Below are 23,461 nucleotides of genomic sequence, written 5' to 3' on the forward strand. Positions count from 1 at the left end.
TTCACTTTATAATTTTATGCGAGTAATTTTTCACGCCGGTTACTGCGTACTAAACCACTTCATTCCATGTTAAAAAACTGATTATGGCTCCGTCCAAAACCACTAAAGAAAAGAACAAACTTCCGGAACTACCTGAAAAAAGCGAGGAGGAGAAGGCATACGCCCGTGAATTGCTGGATACGCTTTATGAATATTATCCCAATCCCCATTGCGCTCTGGATCACCGCAATCCGTTTGAGCTGCTTATTGCAACCATCCTGAGCGCCCAGTGCACCGACGTTCGCGTAAACAAGGTCACCCCCGACCTGTTCGAGGCTTATCCCACCCCCGAGGCGATGGCCGAGGCCCCCATCCAGGAGCTGGAAGAGCTGGTTCGGTCGACCGGATTTTATCGGAATAAAGCCAAGGCCCTGAAGCAGTCATCCCAGATTATTGTAAAAAAACACGGGGGAGAGGTTCCCAGAAATATGGAAGACCTGCTGGAGCTGTACGGTGTCGCCCGAAAAACAGCCAATGTGGTACTCGGCAATGCCTTTGACACCAATGTGGGCGTGGTGGTGGACACGCATGTAAAACGGCTTTCCAGCCGGTTCGGCCTCACGGAAGAGCAAAAAAACACCAAGAAAATTGAACGTGATCTGATGGCGCTGTTCCCCCGTGAGCACTGGACCAACCTGTCACACCTGTTTATACACCACGGGCGCGAAGCCTGTAAAGCGCGGCTGTCGGAACCGCCCGACCATCCCGTCTGCGTGAAGTACGGGAAGAACTGCGAATGCCGAACAATGAGAGAACAAGCAGACGATGAATAAAAACGGAACGCTCTTCAGCTCTAAAACGGCTCCCATCCCCCGGGTACGGCCAGAAATTGACATCATCCCGATTGAAAATAACGGGCAGTCGTATCTCTATTTTCGCGACTCGCTGGGCTATGCTACCAAAAACTTTGCCGTTGACCGACAGGTCGCCCCCCTCCTCTCCCTGCTCGACGGTCAACACAGTGTGGAGGAGCTCAAGCCCTATCTTGGCGAAGGGGTGACCACGGACCAGCTGCTGGACTACATCCAGTTTCTCGACAAACACCGCCTGCTGTTGACCCCGCACTTCCAGGCGTATGCCCGGCAGGTGGAAGAGCAGTATGAATCTGCTTCGGCACACATTTCCATCACTGCGGGCAACTCCTACCCGGAGGATCCCGATGAACTGCGCGCTTTTCTGGACGAGGCATTTACAGGATTTGCACCCCCTGAAATTGATATCGACGAACAGTCCATCAAGGCGCTTTACGCTCCCCATATCGATCCGAGAGTGGGGCTGGAAAGCTATGTGAAGGCGTTCTCCCTCCTTCAAAACCTGCGACCCAAACGGGTAGTGATATTAGCCACCTCGCACTACTCGGGCATGTATCCCGACCTGTATGAGAACACCCCTTTCATCGTGTCCGATAAAGATTTTGAGCTGCCGCTGGGCACGTTTTCCTCCGATACCGAGGCGATTGACCGGATGCTGAATCACCCGGTGGAGATGGGGCTCAGTGACAACGATCGTGCCCATCGTATTGAGCACAGCATTGAGCTGCACCTGCTTTTCCTGAGCTACATGTGGGATCACGACGTCTCCCTGGTTCCGATCCTGGTTCGCGGTTTCGACGAGCTTTTCTACATGGAAAACGGTCATCTGGGGCAACAGGTCAGTCATCTGGGAAGCTACCTGCGTGAACAGTTCGGGAATGACGAGAACACACTTTTTCTGATCAGCGGCGACCTGGCGCATGTCGGCAAAAAGTTCGGGGATGAACAGCCGGCCTCCCAGCTGTTCACTGAAGTCAAGAGCTTTGACCGAATGTTCCTGACCTATGCCGAACAGAACAATCGAAAAGCCCTGTTGAACCTTATGAAAGAGCAGCAGGATCCCTACCGCATCTGTGGTTTTGCCCCACTCTATTCCTTTTTAAGTTCTGCTTCGGGGCTTACTGGAACCCAACTTACCTATGACCTGTGGGATGAACGCGAGCGGGAAAGTGCGGTTTCGTTTGGATCCGTTCTATACACCCGGCAAAGCTGCTGACGGGCTTAATTCACCCCTAAAACGAGCCTCAATGTGACAGACCTTTCGGCAACCGTCCTCATTCCTCTCCCCATTGAACTGGCATCAGTTCCGGTTGAGCGGCAGGCGTCCCCGTCCTGGCCTCGATGAGTTTTAGCAATATTTTTTCGACATCCAGTCCATATACCCCTTGATTATAGTCACGTGAAGCCCGATGAACAAAGACAATATCCAGTTCCGGCAGAACCCAGATTGACTGGCTGCCCACACCCGAGGCGAAATAGGCATCATACCGGGCAAATTCCCCACCCCGTATCCACCAAAGAAGTCCCCAGTGGGCCGGAATATTATCGCCCAGAATGTTCCTGAATCGTGGTTTGGTACTTGTCTCAACCCAAGAAGACGGAATAACCTGTTTATCATTCCACTGGCCATCTCGGAGGTAAAGTAACCCAAAACGAGCCAGATCCCGGGCCGACATCCATATGTTATAGCTTGGATGTAACGACCGCCAGGGCTGAGAAAAGTAATGACCCCAACTTGCATCATAATCCTCCATCCCTGTCGGTTCCGCTATCTGTTGCTCTATGGCTTTAAAAATGATTTCCCCTGTTTGTTCTTCATAGATGGTGCCCAAAGCATTGAAATCCCAGCTGTTGTAATACCATCGCTCTCCCGGTTGACTGCTGCCGCGCTCGGGTCCTCTTCCCTCCGGCATACGATACACCCCGGAACTGGCTGACAACAGGTGGATGACCTTAGCCTCCTTTTCCGTTTCAGACAGGGGGGGGTTGGCCTGTATTCCCAGCTCCCCGATTGTCGAGGAAGTATCGATACGGCCCTCTTCCACCGCAATTCCATACAATGCGTTAAACAGGCTTTTATAGATAGAAGCGATAAATTCCACTTCGGTATTGTGTCCCCATTCGGTTACAATAGCCCCGTTATATACGAGCATTACGGCATCGGAACCCAGCGAGTCGGCATAGGCTTTGACTTCCGCAATCTTTTCAGAAGACCATCCCGCCTCTTCCGGGGTGGCATATTGCATCCAGCTAGTATCGGGATAAACCGGGGAACGGTTACCCGGTTGAGCATACATTTCAGTCGAGAGGGAGACAAAAAACAACACAAACACCGGCGTGAGTATATTTCTGCATATCATGGCAGATCGATTTTCAGGTTATATTTCTCTTAATAAGGCTTTTAAAAAACTCACTTCCCCGTTCCGAGGGAGTTATACTCCGTTAACAGGCCAATAAGGTCAATAGTACAACTACCTCCCAACAAAATAGCAGGTTCTGCAAAAATCAATAACAAAAGAAATGGCGGATAGGTAGGGGAATCCACTAAACCCGGGTTTCCCATCCACAGAAGAGAATAGCTATAGGAAGTTCAGCCGGTCCTAATAACCATTTTGCAGGAACCGCCCCAAAACTGATTTGCAACATTCAGATCCAACCTTCCCATCACCACTGTAGTCAGCCTTTGCATCGCGGATCAGCTCACTCAATGATCTCCATTTTATCGGCAAAATAGGCGCAAAAATCACGCATATCCTCAGCCATCTGTTCCTCTTTCGTTGCCTGGGTGAGCGTATCAGCCATCGTAACGAGTGTTTGATGGAAAAAAATCTTCATCTCGTCGATCGTCATTTCCCGGGTCCACAGATCCAGCTTCAGCGTATCCTTTTCCTGCGGCTCCCACATGGAGAGGAACATTGCGCGGCAGGTAGCGGCATCGGAGCCTCCCATGTCGCTGGCATCCCATACGATGCGCTCGGGAATATCGTTTTCGTCAAGTTCCACGGTAATATTAATTTCTTTCTTTTTTTTTGCCATTATTACAAATCTTTAATTATAAATACAGTTTGTACACTTGCAGCCAATCAAATTTGCTAATAATATGGGACTATGATTATTTGATAATACTATAACAAGATTTGAGGCGCGTTCAACAAACACCTACAAATACAAAAATAGCCCCAAGGCTACAACTAAAATAAATCACGGGATAATGATTATGAGTAACTTTTTTAAAGGAGTACGACTATATAACGGTCTTGCAATATTATTGTCAATAGCCCTATTGGCCGGATGCACGCCGGGCACCGAACTGCTCAACAGGGTTCCGGTACATTCGGTAAACTTTGAGGTGCTGGACTCCAACGGGGAACCGCTACAGGGAGCCACCGTTGAATCGAGCAACGGGAAAAGTACTTCCACCGATGAAAACGGCATGGCCACGCTTCGTTTTGGAACGGTGGGCGTTCACAATGTCACCGTATCGGCCTCCGATCACCTGCCAACCAGGATGACGGTCACCCTGCCTACCGATAACAACGAGTTAAAAACGGCCCGGCTGGCCCAGCAAGTGGATTATTCCGGGTTAACCAGTGGATTTGCCCAGATGTCGGGTGCCCAGCTTTATCCCATGATGTTTACCTACCTCTTCAACAGTTTCGGCTATAACATGGAGCTCACCGACTACAAGGCCGGGGAGTGGACCAAATGGCGTCTTGTTACCGAAGAAGATGACGAGGATGACACACTGGTTATGAGAAAGGCGTTTCTAAATGAAACCGATGACGGGCAGCAGTGGTGGCAAATCCAGCTGTTTGAAGAGGACGGCACGACCGCCTCGTATACGGCTGAAGTGTTGTTTGACACCAACAAATCCTCAATTCGCCGCTACCGGGAACAAATTGGGGATAACGATCCACAGGAAAAGCCGGTAACTGAAAACTGGTACTCACAGCCGAATCGCCTTACCCAAGAATCGATTGAAGGAGCTATCGAGGAGCGAGACGTTCAAATCGAGGTCCCCGACGGCACCTACTCAGCTGATCTGGTTAATTTTGGAGTATCTCCCGGGGTCAACTTAAAAATATGGAGAGTTCTGGATGTGCCCGGGGGTACGGTCCAATATTCCACCGAACAGGAAGATGAAATGGTATACAAAAGCCAGCTGGTTGACTACGGCACCGATGCCGATACAATCCTGGGCTCATATTAAACACATACTTCCGAATCCCACGCTGCCGAAGTAGCAGATGCTGTAAGAAATATTTCTTCAACCATAAAAAGCCTCAGCAGGTAAGCTGAGGCTTTTTTTATACAAATTTAAATCTGCCGAAGAATTTTAATACCGGTAATGATCCGGCTTGTATGGTCCCTCTTTGGGAACCCCGATATATTCAGCCTGCTCTTCGGTAAGTTCTTCCAGGTCGACCCCAATCTTCTCCAGATGGAGTCGCGCCACTTTCTCATCCAGGTCTTTGGGCAGTACGTGAACATCCAGCTCAAAGTCATCCGGGCGGTTCCAGAGGGCGATCTGTGCGAGCGTCTGGTTAGTAAAACTGTTGGACATCACGAACGAGGGATGACCCGTGGCGTTCCCCAGGTTCATCAGGCGCCCCTCCGACAGCAGGATCACTTCCTTGCCGTCCTCCATTTTGAACAGGTCCACCTGCGGCTTGATATTATCCCGTTCCGCATTCGCTTTCAGCCACGCCACGTCGATCTCGTTGTCAAAGTGACCGATGTTGCCCACGATCGTCTTGTCTTTCATCGCCTTGAAGTGGCGCTCGGTGATGATATCCTTGTTGCCGGTGGCCGTAACCACGATATCCGCCTCTTTGACCGCATCGTCCATCTTCTTCACCTCATAACCTTCCATGGCAGCCTGCAGGGCACAAATCGGGTCAATTTCGGTGACAATAACCCGTGCACCGGCCCCGCGCAGCGAAGCGGCTGATCCTTTGCCTACATCGCCATAGCCGGCCACAACAGCAACCTTGCCGGCAAACATGATGTCGGTAGCCCTTCGGATCGCGTCCACGCAGGATTCCCTGCAGCCGTACTTGTTATCAAACTTGGACTTGGTAACCGAGTCGTTCACGTTGATCGCCGGGGCCCCAAGCTCCCCCTTTTTCGCCATCTGGTACAGCCGGTTTACCCCGGTCGTGGTCTCTTCGGAAATACCCCGTATGTCATCCAGCAGTTCGGGATGCTCTTCGTGGACAACCTTGGTCAGGTCACCCCCGTCATCCAGGATCATATTCAACGGTTTTCCATCTTCAAAATAGAGAGTCTGCTCGATGCACCACCAGTACTCCTCTTCGGTCTCTCCTTTCCAGGCATAGACCGGGACGCCTGTCTTGGCGATGGCGGCTGCCGCCTCATCCTGGGTAGAAAAGATATTGCATGAGGACCACTGCACTTCCGCCCCCAGTTCGACGAGCGTTTCTATCAACACCGCCGTCTGAACCGTCATATGCAGACAACCGGCAATACGGGCGCCCTTCAACGGCTGCTCATCGCGGTACTCCTCGCGAAGGGACATCAGTCCCGGCATCTCCGCTTCGGCCAGGCGGATCTCCTTGCGACCCCACTCGGCCAGACCGATATCCTTCACCTTGTATGGTAGTTTTTCTTCAACTTGTTGTGCCATAAAATTACCTGAATTTAGAATTTAATATTGCTGACTAAAGATAGCTGTTAATAGATCCCCAATCAAAAGAAGCACCGGGGTCGGACCTGTTCCCGCGCTCCCGGGATTGTCAAAAAAATATTTTCAGCTGTGGTCCTCTATGATCTCTTTTGTGTGCTTATAATCGCCCTCTGGCCCCCTGCTACCCATCGAGGACTCAATAAAATTGCCTTCGGCATCCACAAATACCTTAAAGGGAATACCCTGCACCTGCAATTTTTGATGCAGCTTGTTCTCATCGTAGAGATACACAAAATCATACTCCTGTTTTTCAGCAAATTGCCGGGCATCTTCAACTGTGTTTGTAAACCCGGGCGTTACCGCCAAGACCACAAATTTGTCGGGGTACTCCTCCACCAGCTTCTGCATGGTGGGAAAGCTATCGAGGCACGGCTTGCACCATGTCTCCCAAAAATCAATCAGGATGACCTTGCCCTCAAACTCGGAGAGCTCCACGGTATTGCCCTCCAGGTCAGTAAATGCGGCCTGCTCTACCGCGCGCGCCTCCGAAGCGTTACTTTGTGTGGATGACTCATTTTGCGTATCCGCCGCCTCCCGCTTTTCACTGCCACAAGAGAACACAAAAAGCAGGGTAAATACCAGTAGAACCGTAGATTTCATATCGAATCAGAATATTCCATTAATATTAAGTGCTACAACCGTTTAGTGAATATAATATTTCACCAGAGACCGTAATTTATCATTTTTTGAAGAAGCTGTTGTAATTTTATTTGTGATTATAGACTCAGCTTTTTGTAATTTCAGTTCATTTTGAATGCGACCAATCATGAGATTCCAGACCCATGAAATATGACTTCATCATTGTAGGCGCCGGCATCGTTGGACTTTCCACCGCCTACAAACTTTCTGAGAAATACCCCGATATGAATATTTTAATCCTTGATAAAGAGGATCGGGTGGCAGCCCACCAGACAGGACATAATTCCGGCGTCATTCATTCCGGCATCTACTACAAACCGAACAGCTACCGCGCCAAAAACTGCGTAAACGGGCGGCATCAGCTGGTGGATTTTTGCGAAAAGCACGAGGTGGCCTATGAAATCTGCGGGAAAGTGATTGTTGCCACTGAAGAGAAGGATATTCCCCGTCTGGAAAAGATCTATGAAACCGGGCAGATCAACGAAATTGAAGGAATTGAAATGATCGGGCCCGAACGGCTGGCCGAAATTGAACCATATGCCGAAGGGGTAAAAGCGATTCACGTTCCCTGTGCCGGGATTGTTGATTTCGTCGGTGTTTGCGAAAAGCAAAAAAGTCTTATTGAAGAGAAGGGAAATGAGGTTAAATTCAACCAGGAAGTCCAAAATATCCGTCATCACAACGGGTCGGTCATTGCAGAAACCGAAACCGATCATTTTGAGGGGTCGTGGCTGATTAACTGTGCCGGCCTCTACAGCGATCACGTGGCGGAATCTGCCGGCGTTCGATCCGAAATTCAGATTGTACCATTCCGGGGCGAATATTACGAGCTGAAACCGGAAGCCGAGCACCTGGTCAAGGGACTCATTTACCCGATGCCAAACCCGGAGTTCCCGTTCCTGGGGGTCCATTTTACCAAGATGGTGCTGGGTGGGGTGGAATGCGGGCCCAACGCGGTGTTTGCCTTCAAGCGAGAAGGGTATGAGAAACTCTCTTTCAACCTGAACGAAACCATTGAAACGATCAACTTTTCCGGGTTTTGGAACCTGGCCCGGCAGCACTGGCGCATGGGACTGGATGAGTATTACCGCTCGTTCTCCAAAAAAGCTTTTGTGGAAGGGCTTCAAAAGCTGGTTCCCGCCATACGTGCAGATGATCTGACAACCTCCCCTTCCGGGGTGCGGGCCATGGCGCTGAAACCCAACGGTGAGATCCTGGATGATTTTCATTTTGAGACCACGGACAATGAGATCCATATCCTCAACGCGCCCAGTCCCGCTGCTACTGCAGGCCTGGCCATCGGGGATGAAGTCGTCAAGCGGGCAGAACAAAATTTTGAATTTTGAGCCATGAAACAGGCTATTTCATGTATTACGGAACTTTTACCCAACCGTTGCTTGTACAAACATGCAATATAATCGGCCCCTACGATACGTTAATCGGAAGATCCCGTTATTCTGTCTTTCAGTGACAGTTGCTCTCATAAAAGTCCGGCACAGCTGGATGGTGCAGTCGTACTACCGCATTGACGTACCCTCCCCTTCCTTCAGCCTGTAAAACCTGGGATTTGGAATCTAACTGGACCTTTCTCAAAAAATTTTAGAAACACTTCCCAAACAGAGGTATTCCTTTTTGGAACAAAACTGCATTTGCCGACTCCTCTGAATTTATTACGTTAGAACTGTCCTGATCAAAAAAACAGACGCATATGCCAGAATCGATCCAGATAAAGACCGACTCCCAAACTCGACGTCTCTACGCGAACGATGCCTCCATGTATGAAGAAATCCCCAAAGGTGTTGCCTTTCCCAGATCTCTCAGGGAGATCCAGCAGCTGGTATTGCAGGCCAACAAGCAGGAGTTCAGTATTACGCCCCGCAGTGCCGGCACAAGCCTGGCCGGGCAGACCACGGGGGATGGCGTTATTATGGATGTCTCCCGGCATATGACACAAATCCTGGATTTGGATCCTCAAAATAGAATGGCCCACGTTCAACCGGGCGTGATCCGGGATACCCTGAACCGGGAGGCGGGGAAACATCAACTGCTGTTTGGTCCTGATACGGCTACCACAAATCGATGTATGCTGGGAGGAATGATCGGCAACAATTCGTGTGGCTCGTTTTCCATAAAATACGGCACTACCCGGGAGCATGTCCTGGAGATCGAAGCGGTTCTGAGTGATGGAACCCGTGCCGTCTTTAAGCCTTTATCGCCGGAAGAGCTCGAGGAGAAAAAGCAGCTTGAGAATCTTGAAGGTCATATTTACCGGGGGGTTCTACAGCTTATTGAAGAACACCGGGAGCAGATCCTGCAGGCATATCCCCATCCCGATATTATCCGGCGGAATACCGGATACGCGCTGGACAAACTCTGCACGATGCAGCCATTTGATCCGAATGGGCGTCCCTTTAACATGGCGGAATTGCTTTGCGGAAGCGAGGGAACGCTGGCCATAACCGCATCGGCGAAGATAAACCTTGTGCCACTTGATCCCTGCCGGTTGGTGCTGGTGCCCCATTTTAGCTCCATACGGGAGGCGATGGAGGCCACGGTTGAGATTGTCAAACATGATCCCGCTGCCGTGGAGCTGGTCGACAACATTATACTGGACGCCACAAAGGGAAACATTGAGCAGCGAAAGAATCGTTTTTTCCTGGATGGGGAGCCGCACTGCATACTGATCGTACAGCTCGAGGGCCAACGGATGGAGGAGCTGCTGCAGAGAAGTTCTGAGCTTAAAGAGGCTTTGCAGAAAAAAAGCTACGGATACTCCACCCCCATCCTTACAGAACCGGACGAAGTAACCCGGGTGTGGGAGCTTCGCAAAGCCGGTCTCGGGCTCCTTATGGGTCTGGGAGCCGATGCCCCATCTCCCTCCTTTTGTGAGGATACCGCTGTACGAGTACAAGATCTCCCCGACTATGTGGATGACTTCCAGGCACTGCTCGACAAATACGACACCAACTGCGTGTTTTACGCTCACGCCTCGGTGGGTGAACTTCACCTGCGACCCGTTATTGACATACACACCCCCGAAGGAGTCGAAAAAATGAAAGCAATGGCGGAAGAAATCGCAGAACTGGTGCATAGCTACAACGGGTCGCTCTCCGGTGAGCACGGGGACGGACGGGCCCGGGCACCCTACATTCCCAAGGTACTGGGCCGGGAGATGATACCACTGCTTCACAAAGTAAAAGAGATGTTCGATCCAAACTATATCCTGAATCCGGGGAAAATTGTACGTGCCCTCCCGATTGATGAAGACCTTCGCTTTTCTGCCTCAGGTTACCGGAAAACCGATATCGATACCCAGTTCAAGTGGCGCAACGAGGGCAGCTTCGGGGACGCTCTGGAACTGTGTAATGGAGCCGGCGTCTGCCGGAAACTGGCGGAAAGCGGCGGTACGATGTGTCCCTCATACATGGCTACCAGGGAAGAAAAAGACAGTACCCGCGGCCGCGCCAATCTTTTTCGCCAGCTTTTTTCTGGCAAACAAGCTGATGCGTTTAATTCAGAAGAGCTCAGGGATGCCCTCGACCTCTGTCTCAGTTGTAAGGCATGCAAGAGTGAATGTCCCGCCAATGTTGATATGGCCCGCATGAAAGCGGAGTTCATGCAAGGCTGGCATGAGCAGCACGGCCTCACTCTTTCAGAACGATTTTTTGGACACACCGGCAAACTGTACCCCCTGGCCTCTCTCTTGCCAGAACTAACCAACTGGTTTATCAAAAGCAATCCCGGCAAAGAGCTGCTTAAACAGTTCATCGGAATTCATCCCAACAGGAACCTGCCCGCATTCGCTTCCCAAACTTTTCGTAGCTGGTTCAAAAGCCACCGCTCCATCGCCTCTTCAAAAAAAGTTGTATTGTTAGTCGACCTTTTTACCGATTACCATGAACCTGAAATTGGCAAAGCCGCCGTTTCCCTGCTGGAACAGCTCGGGTATGAAGTAATGGTACCCGGGATTAAGGAACTGGGACGCACCTATCTATCCAAGGGAATGGTGAAGGAGGTTAAACAAATGGTTAACTCCAATATACCTCCCTTGTTTAACTACGTGGACAGGGGGCTTCCTATTGTCGGACTGGAACCGTCAGAGATCCTGACACTCCGTGATGAGTACCCCGATTTGTGTGACAACGAACAGCTAGATAAGGCCAAAGCCGTTGCAGATCACACTTACCAGTTCGAGGAGTTTATTAACCAACTGGATAATACCTCGATCCTTCGATCCGCGTCCGGCACAAAAGTTTATGTGCACGGTCACTGCCACGCGAAATCACTGGTGGGCATGGAACCAACCATGAGGCTGCTGAAGAAAGCGGGGTTCGAGCCAGTAGACTTGCAAACGGGATGCTGCGGCATGGCCGGCAGCTTTGGATACGAGCATGACCACTACGAGGTATCCATGGAGATCGGAGAACTGGTGCTTTTCCCGGCATTACGGGATCTTCCGGATGACGCGCTGGTTTGTGCCCCCGGATTTTCTTGCCGGCACCAGGTCAGGGACGGGACAGGAAGGAAAGCGTATCATCCGGCGGAATTGCTGGCCCAAAACAACCCCGCGCTTGAAGTGGGTTCACCCGCCATCTGATGGATGATATTTCCACTTACCTGGTTACAAACGGGGCAGTAATTTTCACCCCGTAATCCCCAAGGAGAAACGCTGTTAACCGGTATAACCCCTTTTCGAGCTGAATATCATCTGTATCAAAGTGCTCAAGGGAGATCGTGTACCTGGCGCTTTTACCCGGCTCTATTACCAACTTGGTTAGTGCGGCCGTACACATCACCCTCTCTGTACTGTCGAAGACTCTCTGGCCTCTGGTGCTGATGAAATATCCAACCTGGCAGCCGGAGGAAAACCTATAGCGTAGCGTATCATCCGTGATATTCTCAAGAACAAATTCTGCTTCAATATCCTCCGGTTCTGATATTTCCCGGTTTTGAAAATCCAGCTCTATCCTCAGCGAGTCGGTATGCTTGACCGAATGGAACAGATCTTCCTGATCTATTCCCGACAGTAATGAGGCATTATCACAAGAGAATATGACCAGAAGTGCCGGTACAAGGTATAGAAGTCGTTTCATGTTGCAATTGTTTGCTTTCTCCATTCCTCTTATGCGCGTAATTAATACACGCTGCAGGTGGTAATAACTAGTGTCACATCAATTCGGCCTGTTCCTGACATAACGCGGATACCACCGATCAGGCTGACCTACGCATACCGCTTGGAAAGATACTGTTAGAACTACTTATTCTGTGTGATCTGCAGCATCAATATTACCTGCGATCCTGTAAGGCTGAATGTTCATCGTTGACATGTGACATGAGACTGGCAGACTCCTGCATTCCCTAAAACAGGCCAAGCTGCCCGAAGGGGGCGGAATTATCCTCCGGTTGTTCCAGTACGGATTCCGTTTTTCCAGTTACTTCTTTCAGGACTTCCGGTATTTCGGCAATAAACCGGGACTCCTCCATTGGGCGGATCTCCCCATACCGGCTCCGTTCCCTCGAGCAGGTGATCTGCAGCTCCTCTTCGGCCCGTGTCATGGCAACATAAAAGAGACGACGCTCCTCCTCCATGTCCGTACCTTCCCGAAGGAGCGGGGTAATTTCTTCTTCTGCCGCGGCGATAAACACGACCGGAAACTCCAACCCCTTGGCGGCGTGAAACGTCAACAGATGGACCCCCTCCGTTTTAAGGCGTCCCGCATCGGTATACGGATTCAGCTGCATCTGATGCAGGAATTGTTCAATATTTCCGCCAGATTGCCCGGCCAGTTCCAGAAGTGTTTCTTTTTTCAGAAGCTGCGTCTCACTTAGCAGTTCATCCGGCAAAAAATGTGATGAAATAAGCTCAACCACCCGCTTCAGTCTTTTACCTCCCATTTCCATTTCGTCAGATACCTGCTCCAGCAGCCTCCGAAGCTCTTTCAGATCGCCCTGAAGCGGAGCTCCAATTTTTTCCGACAGCTGCTTCCCAAACAAGGAATCGGACCTGTTCTTGACCCGGCTTAACAGTGACGTTACCTGAGCGTCGCTCCATCCATAGGCCTCCGAAAGCAGATCACTGAGAGCCATGCTGTTCCCGGGATCAAGGTGTAACTGCAGCAGATTCGATATTACCGTAAACGGGGGCTCCGCCAAAAATGACGTTCCGTCCCCGTAACTGACGGGAATGCCTGCTTCCAGGAATGATTTGAAAAGCGCATCTCCGACCACGTTGGTGCGGAAAAGTACCGCGATGTCTCCAAGTCCATATGAGTGCTCGCTGTCGGTATGTGTTCCGGAAGCCAGGCTGTCAATACCACCGATATAGCGTTCAATTTGATCAAGGATATAGTCGGCCTCTTCAAATGGATTTCGCGCGCGATGAATAGTAACCAGACTTCCCTCCTTTTTGACGGCATTTACTCTGGTACTGCCGCTTCCTTTATTGTTGCGTATCAGCGATCCCGCCGCCTGTACAATCGCACCGGTAGATCGATAGTTGCGGTTCAGCGAGATTTTCCGTGCTTTAAACTCGCGCCCAAACTCAAAAAAGAGCCCGGGGTCGGACCCCCTGAAACCGTAAATCGACTGGCGTGGATCCCCGATGGCCAGGATACTTTGGTCATCGCCTCCGGCCAGCAATTTCACCAGGGAGTACTGTATTGGGTTTATATCCTGAAATTCATCGACAGCGACCGCCCCGAACCTGTGCTGCAGTTTTTCTTGCAGACTCACATCCTCAACAAGAATACCAACCAGTCGGTTAATAAAATTTGAGAGGTCAGCTGCGCCCTGCTCTGCCAGGTAATCCAGATACCGCTGCCGGTAACTCCGAAACTTTCCTGGCAGCTCCTTCCCAAGCTCAAAGTGGTCCACGAGTTGATCTTCAACCGTCGCTCTCTCTTCGGGACGCAGCTTCGGAAAAAGAAAACGGAAGGCCATTCTCCGAGCTGTACGGTCATAAATTGTGTTTAGACCGGGATTCAGCTCGCGCAGCAGTTTCCATGCCACGCCGTGAAACGTTCCGATCGTCATCGCCTCGGCCCGGTCTCCCAACCGACCAGTTAATCGCTGTTGCAGCTCCTCGGCGGATTTATTTGTAAATGTAACGGACAGTATCTCTCCCGGGGTCCATTTGCCCGACTCTACCTGCCGGACAATCCATTCCACCAGCGTGTGAGTTTTCCCGGTCCCGGGACCGGCCTCCACCAGCGTCGCCCCCTCAACCGATTGTTTAACTTTTTCCTGCCGGGCATTCAGCGAAAATTGAGAGGCCGTTTCCTTGTCTTCCTGTACATCCAACGGTTGGACGGGCTCAGCTACATTAGCAGCTGTTTCTTCCTTCCTGTATTCTCCCATATTAAAGAATCCAAGCTGACCCCGAATTCTTTCAATTTCTCCCTCTTCAAATACCTTGACAACCCCGTAGACACCATCATATCCCGCCTTTGGGGTCACCTCATTGTTACGAATCCGGCTTATGGCCTCTGCCAGTACCGGTCCGCTGTTCTTACGGATTTCATCTGTAGGTACCTCGTGCAGCAAGCTGAACTCATTTCCATACTTTGAGATCACGTCGCGGTATTTCCTGCGAACGGTTTTTGTTTTGGGCCCCACTCCCTCAATTTCACCCAGTACCTCCGGAATCGGGATGATATACTTATATCCCGCAGCATTCTCTGGCTTTCGGGAGTCTCCCCGATCAGCAAGATCAACAACCCGGTGCAATACACCCACCGTCAACGGCTTGCCGCATTCGGGACATTTTTTTTGATATCTCTTCGTCACTTCAGGAGGTAGGGCGATATTGCATTTTCGATGGCCGTCGTGGTGGTACTTTCCTTCTTCAGGATAAAATTCATAAGTCCCCAGGAACCCGTCCCCTGTTTTGAAGGAGTCAAACAGCTCATCATAACTTAATCCGGTGTCAATGATATTGGCTTCGCGACCCAGTTTGGAGGGAGAATGGGCGTCGGAGTTTGATATAAGCGTATACTGGTCGAGTGCACTCAGCCTCCAGTTCATTGCCGGATCGGAAGAGAGACCGGTCTCGACTGCAAAAATATGGGGTGTCAAATCGCGAAAACAGGCCTCCATACTATCGTACCCCGCCTTGGAACCGAGTGTGGAAAACCAGGGCGTCCATATGTGGGCCGGCACCAAGTGGGCGCGCCCAGACGTTTCGAGCACGATTTCGAGCAGGTCACGCGAGGGAAGTCCCAGGATCGGGCGCCCATCTGCCTCCAGGTTTCCGATGGAAGAGAGCCTGTGATTGATCCTGGCTACGGTCTCAAGATCCGGGGCATACACGAGGTTGTGGTTTTTTCGGACCCGGTCACCATATTTATAAATGGAACTGATCTCCGTGGACAGGCAGAACCGAACGTCAATATCCCGCGTCACAGTGCCGGGAATCGCCTCTTCGCGGGGTGGGTCTTTCAACACGTACAGGCCGTTTCCGTCGGGACGTAACTTCTCTTTCAACTCGACGAACCACGCGGGATGGGTAAAGTCGCCGGTTCCAACAACATTGATGCCCTTAATTTTCGCCCACTGGTAAAGCGACTCGAGATTAAGATCCTTGCTCGTGGCCCGGGAGTAGTGGGAATGGACGTGCAGATCGGCAATGTACGGCATGCTTCAGCGGTTGCTTTGAAATCAGCTCACGATGAAGATGGAGAATGTCTCATTTAAACACAAGCCCATAACAGAAACACATCGTTATCCAGATGGCTCATTGAATTTTACCCTGCATGCTGTCAATCCACCCGGTAAACCAGCTCCCATATCTGGCTGTTGACGAGTCTTCGCGTGTCAAAAATGGTATCAAACAGTTCCGGTATGTCAGTACCGGGCAGGGCGTTCTTGATTACATCCTCGGTGAATCCATACTCCACATCCTCCAGCTCATCAAAAAAATTGCCCGTGGCGAAGTTGTACCCGTAATTTTGTCCACCTGGCGTTATCAGGGAATAGAGCTCCCATCCCACCATCCGGTCTGTGGCCTTTCGCTCCTGGTGGATCGGCTTGGCGACCTCATCCTCAAGCATCTGGTAGTCATAATCTTTCCCGGGGGCCACAAGCATGTAATCAACCATCATATATTTAGCAGAATGGGGAGAAGCCGCATCTTCTGCAATTTTGTTGATCGCCTTCCAGAATTCGGTGTACATGACCGTCCGGAGCTCATTAGCTTTTGCCATCATATTATTGATCTGGTCCCTGGACCTCTGGTCCATCATCAGGATATCACGGGGACTTAACGATTCAAAAACATTCAATCCTGCCGCCGATGTGATTGCAACAAAATTATACTTGCCGCCATCTCCACCGGGAGTAAAGACCCTGTAAAGACTCCAGCTATCAATCTTTCCCTCTTCAACCTGCTGCTGGTAAAGCGGTTTCCACATGGAGTTCATGTACTCCACATATGCCTGAACCTGTCCCGGGGCAACCTTCACGTAGTCGAATCTCAGATAATTCGCCTCTTCTGACTGTCCAAAGCCCGCAGATGTGAAAAGAATAATGAACAAAAACATCCCTGTACCTGATAGCTTCTTCATAACTTCCCCTTTTTTTCTGAAGATTGTATTTATAAAGTAATGCAAATAACTCGAAAAATGATAATTCTTGTGTTAATTAAGGAGAATATTTTTTATTCATGAAACGAACACCCGTAAACTCAGGAATCTGCCAGGGATTCAGAACCGGAGTACATTTAACACTTCGGATTTCACTTGAATAATTATCGGAGGACTTTTCCAGTCAACTTTTTGCAACATCATCTATACATTTGGATCCCCAGTGCACGAGTATATCCGAATGGGAAAGACAAAGCCGGGAAACCGGATACATTGCGTGATCCGCATACTTTTTATGAAGAGCCTTTAAACAGATGAAAAACAGCCAACAGCAGCGACTTTTCAATCATTACAATCCACTGGAAGATCGGGTGGGCACCGATTTCTTTGAAGCGCTTCCATCGGAACCCGGAGTTTACAAAATGTTCGGGCGCAGTGGCCTGCTTTTGTATGTTGGCAAGGCCAAAAATCTGAGAGCCCGGCTCTTCAGCTACCGCCGGGGCAAAATGGGAGCGACCTCCCGGAAGACCATCCGTCTTATTCGCATGGTGCACAACATAACGTACGAGCTTTGCAAGAATGAAAAAGAGGCGCTGCTGCTGGAGAACAAATTGATCAGGCAGGAACAGCCGGAATTCAATCATGCAAAAAAATCACCCGAAACATACTACTTTATCCACCTTCGCAAAGAAGAAAAAGCGCTGGTTTTCAGGCTCAATATGCAGCAGCGAATCGAGGAGAAGGAGTGGAAAACGTATGGGGCCTTCAAGGGACATGTGGTCGTCCGCAAAGCCCTGGGCGCCCTGCTCCGGCTGGTCTACCTGGCGGAACATCGCGTCGACTCGATCCACCATTTACCCCGGGTGTTGCTTAAAAACCTGACGCCCATGAATTACAGACTGCCTGTGCCTGATAAAAAGCTGTTGGACGTCCAGCTTATTGGCCGTCTTTTTACCGGAGAATCAAGCCTCTTTTTTGACGTTATATTGGAACAATTCCGGCGAGAACACCTTATGGAGCAGTATATTGGCAAACTGATCCTCGAAGATTTGGAATCGCTCAATCGATTTTATACAACCTGCTGCCGGCGCAACCGGCAAATTGTGACTCAGCTGGAGCTCGACAGTCATATCATACCCCAGCAAAAGCTTGATGACTACCTGATAGAGGTGGCCCTGGATTGAATGACGCTGATCTTTTGATGTGGCTGCTCAGGGTTGGCTTGTAGCGTCCACCTTTTCAGGAGACTCATCCCGCCACTCGACGAGCTGCTCCAGGATCTGCAATCGAACCTGGCGGGTTAACGCCTCCACATTCTCTGAGGTTAGCCCTTCGACGGGTACCGGCTCCAATACCTTCAGGCGGATCGACGGGGCTGGGCCAAACTTCCAGCTATTTTTGGGGAGACACTGCTGCGTACCGTCGATTACGAGAGGCAGAACGGGGACCTGCTCGCGTATAGCAAGGTGAAACGCTCCGTTGGTAAATCGCCCCAACCTGCCCGAACGCGACCGGGTTCCTTCCGGGAAAAACATCACCGAGCAGTCGTTGCGCAGGTAGTGGACCGCCTGTTTGAGCGTGGATATCTGGCTGCGCGGATCGCGCCGGTTTACCGGGATATCGCCGGCCATCTTCATCATCCATCCGGAGAACGGCACCTCAAAAAGCTCTTTTTTGGCAATCCATTTCATCTCCCAAGGCAGGTTGGAGATCAACGGGATATCCGCATTGGAAAGGTGATTGCTGACGATTACAAACGGGGTTCGGTCATCCACCGATGTGATCCCGGCAATACGGATTTTCCACTCCGGATTCACTTTGGTAATCCACTTCCCCAGCTTCCGAAACATCCGGCCTGTTCGGTAGCGGGCGGGATCGCTGTCAAACAGGTAGACCAGTCCCACCACCGGGAGCCAGCAAAGAATCAGCAGCAGAACCGCCAACCATATAACAATCGATTTTATGGAGGACCACATAAGAAATGGAAGTACTGTAAAATTTTAAGCAATGTAAACAGCTCAACGCTAAAAAGAGGCGAGTATTGACTGAAACATCTATTGTTCAAATGCGGGCTACCGGCTTGACCAATCTCATTTTATTAGATGCCACTGGCAGCAGCTCAACGCCCAACGCACGTAATCGCGGGTGGGCCGGGACGCGGGCCTTGCTTCCATTTCGAAATAGAAGGTCCAAATCAAGGAATAGATGAGCAGAAAAAAATAAAGCGCCGCACCTGGTTCTGATGCGACGCTTCCATAAATGGCTTCTGCTGGTTGTAAGGTCAATCCATCAAAGCAGTATAAAAGAGATTCCGAGAGAAAATACCTGCAACACCTGGATCTCATCAGAAAAATCCTCATCATAAGCCAGGTCTACCCTCAATGAAGTGTTGATGAGGTCATTCACTTTGCCCGTCAACTGGCTGGAGAAGTAAATATCGGTGCTCGATAACGCTTCATTAACATTGGTGAATGTCTCTACGCTGGAACTCAGCTGAAAATCAGGCAACACAGCCTGTTCATATCCAATCCCCAGTGTGACACCCCCTTCATTCCTGAGGGTCTCCCCTTCGTCCAGTCCATACAGTGTTTCCAGGTCATCATCCGTTACGATGGTCTGTTTCAGTCCCAGTCCTGCTTCCACACTCAAATAGTCGGACGGGATATAGGCCACACCGGCACCCTGCGAGAAGTAGGCTGGGGCCATAAACCTGGAGATCAACACGTCCGTTTCATTCGGTCCTGCGCCATATTCAAACCCTTTGTCAAACTGTGTCCGGAAGTTGATGTTTCCATAGGCTGAATAGCTGCTGTTCTCGCGGGCCAGTTCATACGTAAACCGATTCCGTATAGATAGCCGGTCATCTGTTTTTCGCGTGCCCTGGTCCTCAATTTTGGATTTCCCGTACCGGGTTCCCAACAGAAATCCATAGCCAAACCTGTCTTTCCTGTGCTTCAGGGTAAAAGTAGAATTACCGGTCACGCTGATATTGTTAACACCGCCTTGCGACCAGTTGGAGTAGGAAGCCTGGGATCCGTTGAGCCCGGCAACCCAGCTTTGGCTCCATCCCGCCAGCGTGTCACTGATCATAATAGTTTCCTGCGCAGCTAAAGGGGCCGCTGAAAATAGTACAAATGCAAATAGTGGTAATAATATTTTCTTCATCTTTTGATTCGGTTTATTTAACGTTGTATTTCTCTCAATTCGGTCAATAACAGGATACAACAAATCTTGCGAATTCACATTCCCAAAATAATTTGCTGATATTATACAAAAGAGAATGGAGTGCCAAACGTTCTTATAAACCGGCCATTACAGGTTTCCGGATCCCTTGCGGGGATGAAATGCGATTTTTTGCAAGCAGGCCCAGGCATTCTGCCGCCAATCAAAGGGAAACTCCTCGTTTCCAGGGGATGAAGTCATCCTGGTTCAGCTGCATCGCTTTTGTTTGTATGTTACCGCTGGCCAAATCGATGATATAATCCAGGATTTCCGCCCCCATCTCTTCAATCGTTTTCTCCCCCTTGATGACCGGCCCAGTATCAATATCGATGATGTCAGGCATTTTCTCAGCCAGCGCGCTGTTCGAAGAAACTTTGACGACCGGGGCGACGGGGTTGCCCGTAGGTGTTCCGAGTCCCGTGGTAAAGAGGATGATATTTGCCCCCGAACCCGCCATTGCCGTGGTGCTTTCCACATCATTGCCCGGCGTGCAGAGGAGGTTCAGGCCCGGTTCCCGCACATACTCGGTGTAATCGAGGACCGCTTTGATCGGGGAAGTGCCCCCCTTCTTTGCCGCGCCGGCCGATTTCATGGCGTCGGTAATCAGGCCGTCCTTGATGTTTCCGGGGGAAGGGTTCATGTCGAACCCGGAACCGGACGCCTCCGCCGCATCCGAGTAGTTCTGCATGAGGGTGACAAACTTCTCAACCATCTCCCTACTGGTGGTGCGATCTATCAGCTCCTGCTCCACTCCGCAAAGTTCCGGAAATTCCGACAAGATAACCGAGCCTCCCAGTGCCGTTATGAAATCGCCGGCCTGTCCCACGGACGGGTTGGCCGATATACCTGAAAAGCCGTCGGAGCCCCCGCACTCCATCCCCACGGTGAGCTTGCTGAGCGGCGCTGGTTTCCGCTCGTTTTTGTTTGCCTCGGTCAGTCCCAAAAATGTTTGACGAATAGCGGAGGTGAGCATCTCATACTCCGTTCCGCTTTGCTGCTGTTCATAAATATACAGCGGCTTCTGCAGGTCGGGAGTCAGATCCCTGATCTTCTCAAGCAGGATCTCAATCTGTGCATTTTGACAGCCAAGGCTCAAGACTGTTGCTCCCGCCACGTTGGGATGGTAAATATATCCCGCCAGCAGGCCGCATAGCGCTTCTGAATCCTGCCGAATGCCCCCACATCCCCCTTCGTGGGTTAAAAACTTGATACCATCCACATTTTCAAATAGCGGATCCGCAGTATTGAGTTCACTTTTGGGCGGCGGGTCTGTCATCTCCTGAATCTGGCCGGTTTTTCCCTCCTTATACAGCTGTACCAGCTCCGATACGTATTTCTCATAAATATTGCTGTTGGCGTACCCCAGCTCCTGCATGAACGCATTTTTAATGGTGTTGACATTGCGGTTTTCACAGAACACAAGGGGAACCACCAGCCAGTAGTTGGCCGTCCCGACCTGCCCATCCGGCCGGTGATACCCCATAAACTGCCGGTCTTTCCACCTGCTTACATCGGGGGGATTCCAGGTGCCCCCAGAGGGATCCGTGGAGTACTCGGAGACTTCATGCTTTGTATTCTGAACCGTCAGCAATCCTCCCGCGGGGACATCTTCGGTGACCGTGCCGACCAGCGACCCATACATATAGATCTTGTCACCGGCCTCCAGGTCTTGAAGCGCCAACTTGTGCTTGGCCGGGATGTCGTTCATTACGGTTACTTTTCTGTCGCCTGTCTCGACAACCTGACCGGCTTCCAGGTCGGTGAGGGCTACTAACAGGTTGTCGTCCGGGTGTATTTGCAGTGTATTTTTACTCATGTTGATAGGGGAAATGGTTAATTAATAGAACCGGGGAGGTTAATTATTGAATGAATGAGTGAATGAGTGAATTGTTGGTAGAGGGTTTAAAACAGCTTTTTTATTGACCGGTTTATTCCCTTGTTGTCAATATGTTCAAGGTAGCGGGCCACCTGGTCGGCAAGTCCCGATATTTCCGAGAGATCCTGATCCCAAAAGTCGGTATTCCCAAGTACGGCATTTGCCACCTCTTCATAGTCGCCCTGCATCCACGCATCCTGTATGAATGATACCACCTCTTCTGAATCATTGATAGGCGTGGGCTGATCCTGCCACGAGCCCTTGTAAAATCGAATCAGGGATGCCAGCGCAAACACCAGGCGGAGGGGCAGTTCGCCTTTCTTCCTGCGGTAACTCAACAGAGACGGAAGCACCCGAACCTTGTATTTGGATACGGAGTTAAGCGCAATGGAACTCAGTTCATGTTTAATATATGGATTTCTGAACCGTTCAAGCACATCGCGGGCGAACCCTTCAAGCTCGTGCAACGGCATGTCGAGCGACGGGATAATCTCATGAAAAAGGGCCGCTTCCAGGAAAGCGCTGACCTCGTCATCATCCATCGCCTCCTTAACCGTGCGGGCACCCGCCAGGTAACCGACCGGTACCATGCTGGTATGGATTCCGTTGAGAATGCGAACTTTGCGGGTCCGGTACGCAGAGAGCGAATCCACAAACTGCACGTTCAGTCCCGCTTTTTGGAAAGGGAGTTTTTCCTGGATCCACTCTGGTCCCTCGATGACCCACAAGTGGAAATATTCGCCGGTAACCACCAACTTGTCCTCATACCCGAGGTCCTGCTGTATCTGCTCAATATTGTCACTGGGGAAGCCCGGTACAATCCGATCCACCAGCGTGTTACAGAATGTCATGTAGGTATCCACCCAGTCGCGAAACAGGTAATCTGTATCCCACAAGTCGGCGTACCGGAGTATATATTCCTTTAGCTTTTCGCCATTCTTGTCGATCAGCTCGCACGGCAGCACCACGGGCGCCTTGTTTCGGTCTCCATCAAAATGGTTAAACCGGTGCAGGAGGAACGCCGTGAGCTTGGCGGGAAAACTGTTGGGGATCGTTTCATAACCTGTATCGCTTTCATCAAATGCGATCCCCGCCTCGGTCGTGTTCGAGACAATGAATTCGAGGTCGGGGTTTTCCGCCAGCTTCAAAAATCCCTGGTAATCCTCATACGGATTAATCCCTCCCTGCACCGATGTTATCAATTCCGTACTCGTATGGGGCTTGCCATTTTTAAGTCCCTGCAACTGCACGTGGTATAATCCATCCTGCTCTTCGAGCACATCCACCAGTCCACTGGGTATCGGCTGCACAATGGTGACGGATCCATTAAAGCTGGTCTCCCTGTTTATCTTTTCAATCATCCAGTCAAAGAATGCGCGCAGGAAATTCCCTTCTCCAAATTGAACAATTTTGGGCGTACCGTTGCGAGCCGTGGAAACAGTTTCATTATTGAGTGGTTTAGGCTTCATAGAAAATCTGGTTATGTTGATTGGAGTGTTAATAACAAGGACTTAACCGGTTACTTAATGTAATAAATTTTATTGGACCAAGGGAAATGGAATATTGGGGGATTCTTTTTATCGAAGAT

At 50.5% G+C, this 23,461-nt stretch carries 17 protein-coding genes; 6 read left to right on the forward strand and 11 right to left on the reverse strand.

The genetic code is table 11. The features are described 5' to 3' along the window. Positions 1-83: 83 nt before the first annotated feature. Positions 84-812, forward strand: a complete 729-nt coding sequence (gene nth, locus ACG2E4_RS03050; RefSeq protein ID WP_395275676.1) for an endonuclease III — start codon at positions 84-86, stop codon at positions 810-812. Further along, positions 805-2,067: an AmmeMemoRadiSam system protein B gene (gene amrB, locus ACG2E4_RS03055; protein ID WP_395275677.1), complete on the forward strand. Its 1,263-nt coding sequence runs from the start codon at positions 805-807 to the stop codon at positions 2,065-2,067. Before nth ends, amrB begins: the two co-directional genes overlap by 8 nt. 58 nt (positions 2,068-2,125) lie before the next feature. Here amrB and ACG2E4_RS03060 read toward each other — a convergent pair whose 3' ends face one another. Next, positions 2,126-3,211: a serine hydrolase domain-containing protein gene (locus ACG2E4_RS03060; protein WP_395275678.1), complete on the reverse strand. Its 1,086-nt coding sequence runs from the start codon at positions 3,209-3,211 to the stop codon at positions 2,126-2,128. Between the two features lie 340 nt (positions 3,212-3,551). Next, on the reverse strand, positions 3,552-3,887 hold the full coding sequence (gldC, locus tag ACG2E4_RS03065; RefSeq protein ID WP_395257273.1) for a gliding motility protein GldC: 336 nt from the start codon (positions 3,885-3,887) through the stop codon (positions 3,552-3,554). Between the two features lie 181 nt (positions 3,888-4,068). On the opposite strand from gldC, the gene ACG2E4_RS03070 reads away from it, so the two are divergent. After that, positions 4,069-5,061 carry a carboxypeptidase regulatory-like domain-containing protein gene (locus ACG2E4_RS03070; RefSeq protein WP_395275679.1) on the forward strand — a complete coding sequence of 331 codons (993 nt, stop codon included), beginning with the start codon at positions 4,069-4,071 and terminating at the stop codon, positions 5,059-5,061. A 126-nt stretch (positions 5,062-5,187) separates the two neighbouring features. On the opposite strand, the gene ahcY is transcribed toward ACG2E4_RS03070, so the two are convergent. Further along, positions 5,188-6,498 (reverse strand): adenosylhomocysteinase, encoded by a 1,311-nt coding sequence (ahcY, locus tag ACG2E4_RS03075; protein ID WP_395257277.1) that lies wholly within the window; start codon positions 6,496-6,498, stop codon positions 5,188-5,190. Between the two features lie 123 nt (positions 6,499-6,621). Continuing rightward, positions 6,622-7,158 carry a TlpA family protein disulfide reductase gene (locus ACG2E4_RS03080; protein WP_395257279.1) on the reverse strand — a complete coding sequence of 179 codons (537 nt, stop codon included), beginning with the start codon at positions 7,156-7,158 and terminating at the stop codon, positions 6,622-6,624. Between the two features lie 182 nt (positions 7,159-7,340). Between ACG2E4_RS03080 and lhgO the strand changes: the two genes are divergently transcribed. Further along, positions 7,341-8,543 carry an L-2-hydroxyglutarate oxidase gene (lhgO, locus tag ACG2E4_RS03085; RefSeq protein WP_395275680.1) on the forward strand — a complete coding sequence of 401 codons (1,203 nt, stop codon included), beginning with the start codon at positions 7,341-7,343 and terminating at the stop codon, positions 8,541-8,543. A gap of 362 nt (positions 8,544-8,905) precedes the next feature. Then, the gene (locus ACG2E4_RS03090) at positions 8,906-11,794 is read left to right on the forward strand and encodes an FAD-binding and (Fe-S)-binding domain-containing protein (RefSeq protein ID WP_395275681.1); all 2,889 of its coding nucleotides are present in this window, start codon (positions 8,906-8,908) and stop codon (positions 11,792-11,794) included. Positions 11,795-11,810: 16 nt separating this feature from the next. Here the strand turns inward: ACG2E4_RS03090 and ACG2E4_RS03095 are convergent, their stop codons facing one another. The 3 genes from ACG2E4_RS03095 to ACG2E4_RS03105 form a co-directional block, all read right to left on the reverse strand. After that, positions 11,811-12,290, reverse strand: coding sequence for a BsuPI-related putative proteinase inhibitor (locus tag ACG2E4_RS03095; protein WP_395275682.1), 480 nt, complete (start codon positions 12,288-12,290; stop codon positions 11,811-11,813). A gap of 265 nt (positions 12,291-12,555) precedes the next feature. Continuing rightward, positions 12,556-15,831 (reverse strand): UvrD-helicase domain-containing protein, encoded by a 3,276-nt coding sequence (locus ACG2E4_RS03100; RefSeq protein WP_395275683.1) that lies wholly within the window; start codon positions 15,829-15,831, stop codon positions 12,556-12,558. A 122-nt stretch (positions 15,832-15,953) separates the two neighbouring features. After that, positions 15,954-16,757 (reverse strand): hypothetical protein, encoded by an 804-nt coding sequence (locus ACG2E4_RS03105; RefSeq protein ID WP_395275684.1) that lies wholly within the window; start codon positions 16,755-16,757, stop codon positions 15,954-15,956. A gap of 332 nt (positions 16,758-17,089) precedes the next feature. On the opposite strand from ACG2E4_RS03105, the gene ACG2E4_RS03110 reads away from it, so the two are divergent. Then, a complete protein-coding gene (locus ACG2E4_RS03110) occupies positions 17,090-17,959 on the forward strand; it encodes a nucleotide excision repair endonuclease (RefSeq protein WP_395275685.1) in 870 nt (289 codons plus the stop codon). Between the two features lie 27 nt (positions 17,960-17,986). Here ACG2E4_RS03110 and ACG2E4_RS03115 read toward each other — a convergent pair whose 3' ends face one another. The 4 genes from ACG2E4_RS03115 to ACG2E4_RS03130 form a co-directional block, all read right to left on the reverse strand. Next, complete coding sequence (locus ACG2E4_RS03115; protein WP_395275686.1) at positions 17,987-18,751, reverse strand: lysophospholipid acyltransferase family protein; 765 nt, start codon at positions 18,749-18,751, stop codon at positions 17,987-17,989. A 313-nt stretch (positions 18,752-19,064) separates the two neighbouring features. After that, positions 19,065-19,940 (reverse strand): DUF3078 domain-containing protein, encoded by an 876-nt coding sequence (locus tag ACG2E4_RS03120; RefSeq protein WP_395257294.1) that lies wholly within the window; start codon positions 19,938-19,940, stop codon positions 19,065-19,067. 220 nt (positions 19,941-20,160) lie between these two features. Continuing rightward, positions 20,161-21,813 carry a UxaA family hydrolase gene (locus ACG2E4_RS03125; RefSeq protein WP_395257296.1) on the reverse strand — a complete coding sequence of 551 codons (1,653 nt, stop codon included), beginning with the start codon at positions 21,811-21,813 and terminating at the stop codon, positions 20,161-20,163. 86 nt (positions 21,814-21,899) lie between these two features. Then, complete coding sequence (locus ACG2E4_RS03130; RefSeq protein WP_395257298.1) at positions 21,900-23,342, reverse strand: tagaturonate reductase; 1,443 nt, start codon at positions 23,340-23,342, stop codon at positions 21,900-21,902. Positions 23,343-23,461 lie beyond the last annotated feature (119 nt).

The sequence above is a fragment of the Halalkalibaculum sp. DA384 genome (assembly GCF_043951955.1).
Classification (GTDB): Bacteria; Bacteroidota; Rhodothermia; order Balneolales; family Balneolaceae; genus JAMQKA01.

What these genes read in the sequence shown, in the direction of transcription:
- nth (WP_395275676.1), top strand. Translation starts at nt 84, where the DNA reads ATGGCTCCGTCCAAAACCACTAAAGAAAAGAACAAACTTCCGGAACTA.
- amrB (WP_395275677.1), top strand. Translation starts at nt 805, where the DNA reads ATGAATAAAAACGGAACGCTCTTCAGCTCTAAAACGGCTCCCATCCCC.
- ACG2E4_RS03060 (WP_395275678.1), bottom strand. Translation starts at nt 3,211, where the DNA reads ATGATATGCAGAAATATACTCACGCCGGTGTTTGTGTTGTTTTTTGTC.
- gldC (WP_395257273.1), bottom strand. Translation starts at nt 3,887, where the DNA reads ATGGCAAAAAAAAAGAAAGAAATTAATATTACCGTGGAACTTGACGAA.
- ACG2E4_RS03070 (WP_395275679.1), top strand. Translation starts at nt 4,069, where the DNA reads ATGAGTAACTTTTTTAAAGGAGTACGACTATATAACGGTCTTGCAATA.
- ahcY (WP_395257277.1), bottom strand. Translation starts at nt 6,498, where the DNA reads ATGGCACAACAAGTTGAAGAAAAACTACCATACAAGGTGAAGGATATC.
- ACG2E4_RS03080 (WP_395257279.1), bottom strand. Translation starts at nt 7,158, where the DNA reads ATGAAATCTACGGTTCTACTGGTATTTACCCTGCTTTTTGTGTTCTCT.
- lhgO (WP_395275680.1), top strand. Translation starts at nt 7,341, where the DNA reads ATGAAATATGACTTCATCATTGTAGGCGCCGGCATCGTTGGACTTTCC.
- ACG2E4_RS03090 (WP_395275681.1), top strand. Translation starts at nt 8,906, where the DNA reads ATGCCAGAATCGATCCAGATAAAGACCGACTCCCAAACTCGACGTCTC.
- ACG2E4_RS03095 (WP_395275682.1), bottom strand. Translation starts at nt 12,290, where the DNA reads ATGAAACGACTTCTATACCTTGTACCGGCACTTCTGGTCATATTCTCT.
- ACG2E4_RS03100 (WP_395275683.1), bottom strand. Translation starts at nt 15,831, where the DNA reads ATGCCGTACATTGCCGATCTGCACGTCCATTCCCACTACTCCCGGGCC.
- ACG2E4_RS03105 (WP_395275684.1), bottom strand. Translation starts at nt 16,757, where the DNA reads ATGAAGAAGCTATCAGGTACAGGGATGTTTTTGTTCATTATTCTTTTC.
- ACG2E4_RS03110 (WP_395275685.1), top strand. Translation starts at nt 17,090, where the DNA reads ATGAAAAACAGCCAACAGCAGCGACTTTTCAATCATTACAATCCACTG.
- ACG2E4_RS03115 (WP_395275686.1), bottom strand. Translation starts at nt 18,751, where the DNA reads ATGTGGTCCTCCATAAAATCGATTGTTATATGGTTGGCGGTTCTGCTG.
- ACG2E4_RS03120 (WP_395257294.1), bottom strand. Translation starts at nt 19,940, where the DNA reads ATGAAGAAAATATTATTACCACTATTTGCATTTGTACTATTTTCAGCG.
- ACG2E4_RS03125 (WP_395257296.1), bottom strand. Translation starts at nt 21,813, where the DNA reads ATGAGTAAAAATACACTGCAAATACACCCGGACGACAACCTGTTAGTA.
- ACG2E4_RS03130 (WP_395257298.1), bottom strand. Translation starts at nt 23,342, where the DNA reads ATGAAGCCTAAACCACTCAATAATGAAACTGTTTCCACGGCTCGCAAC.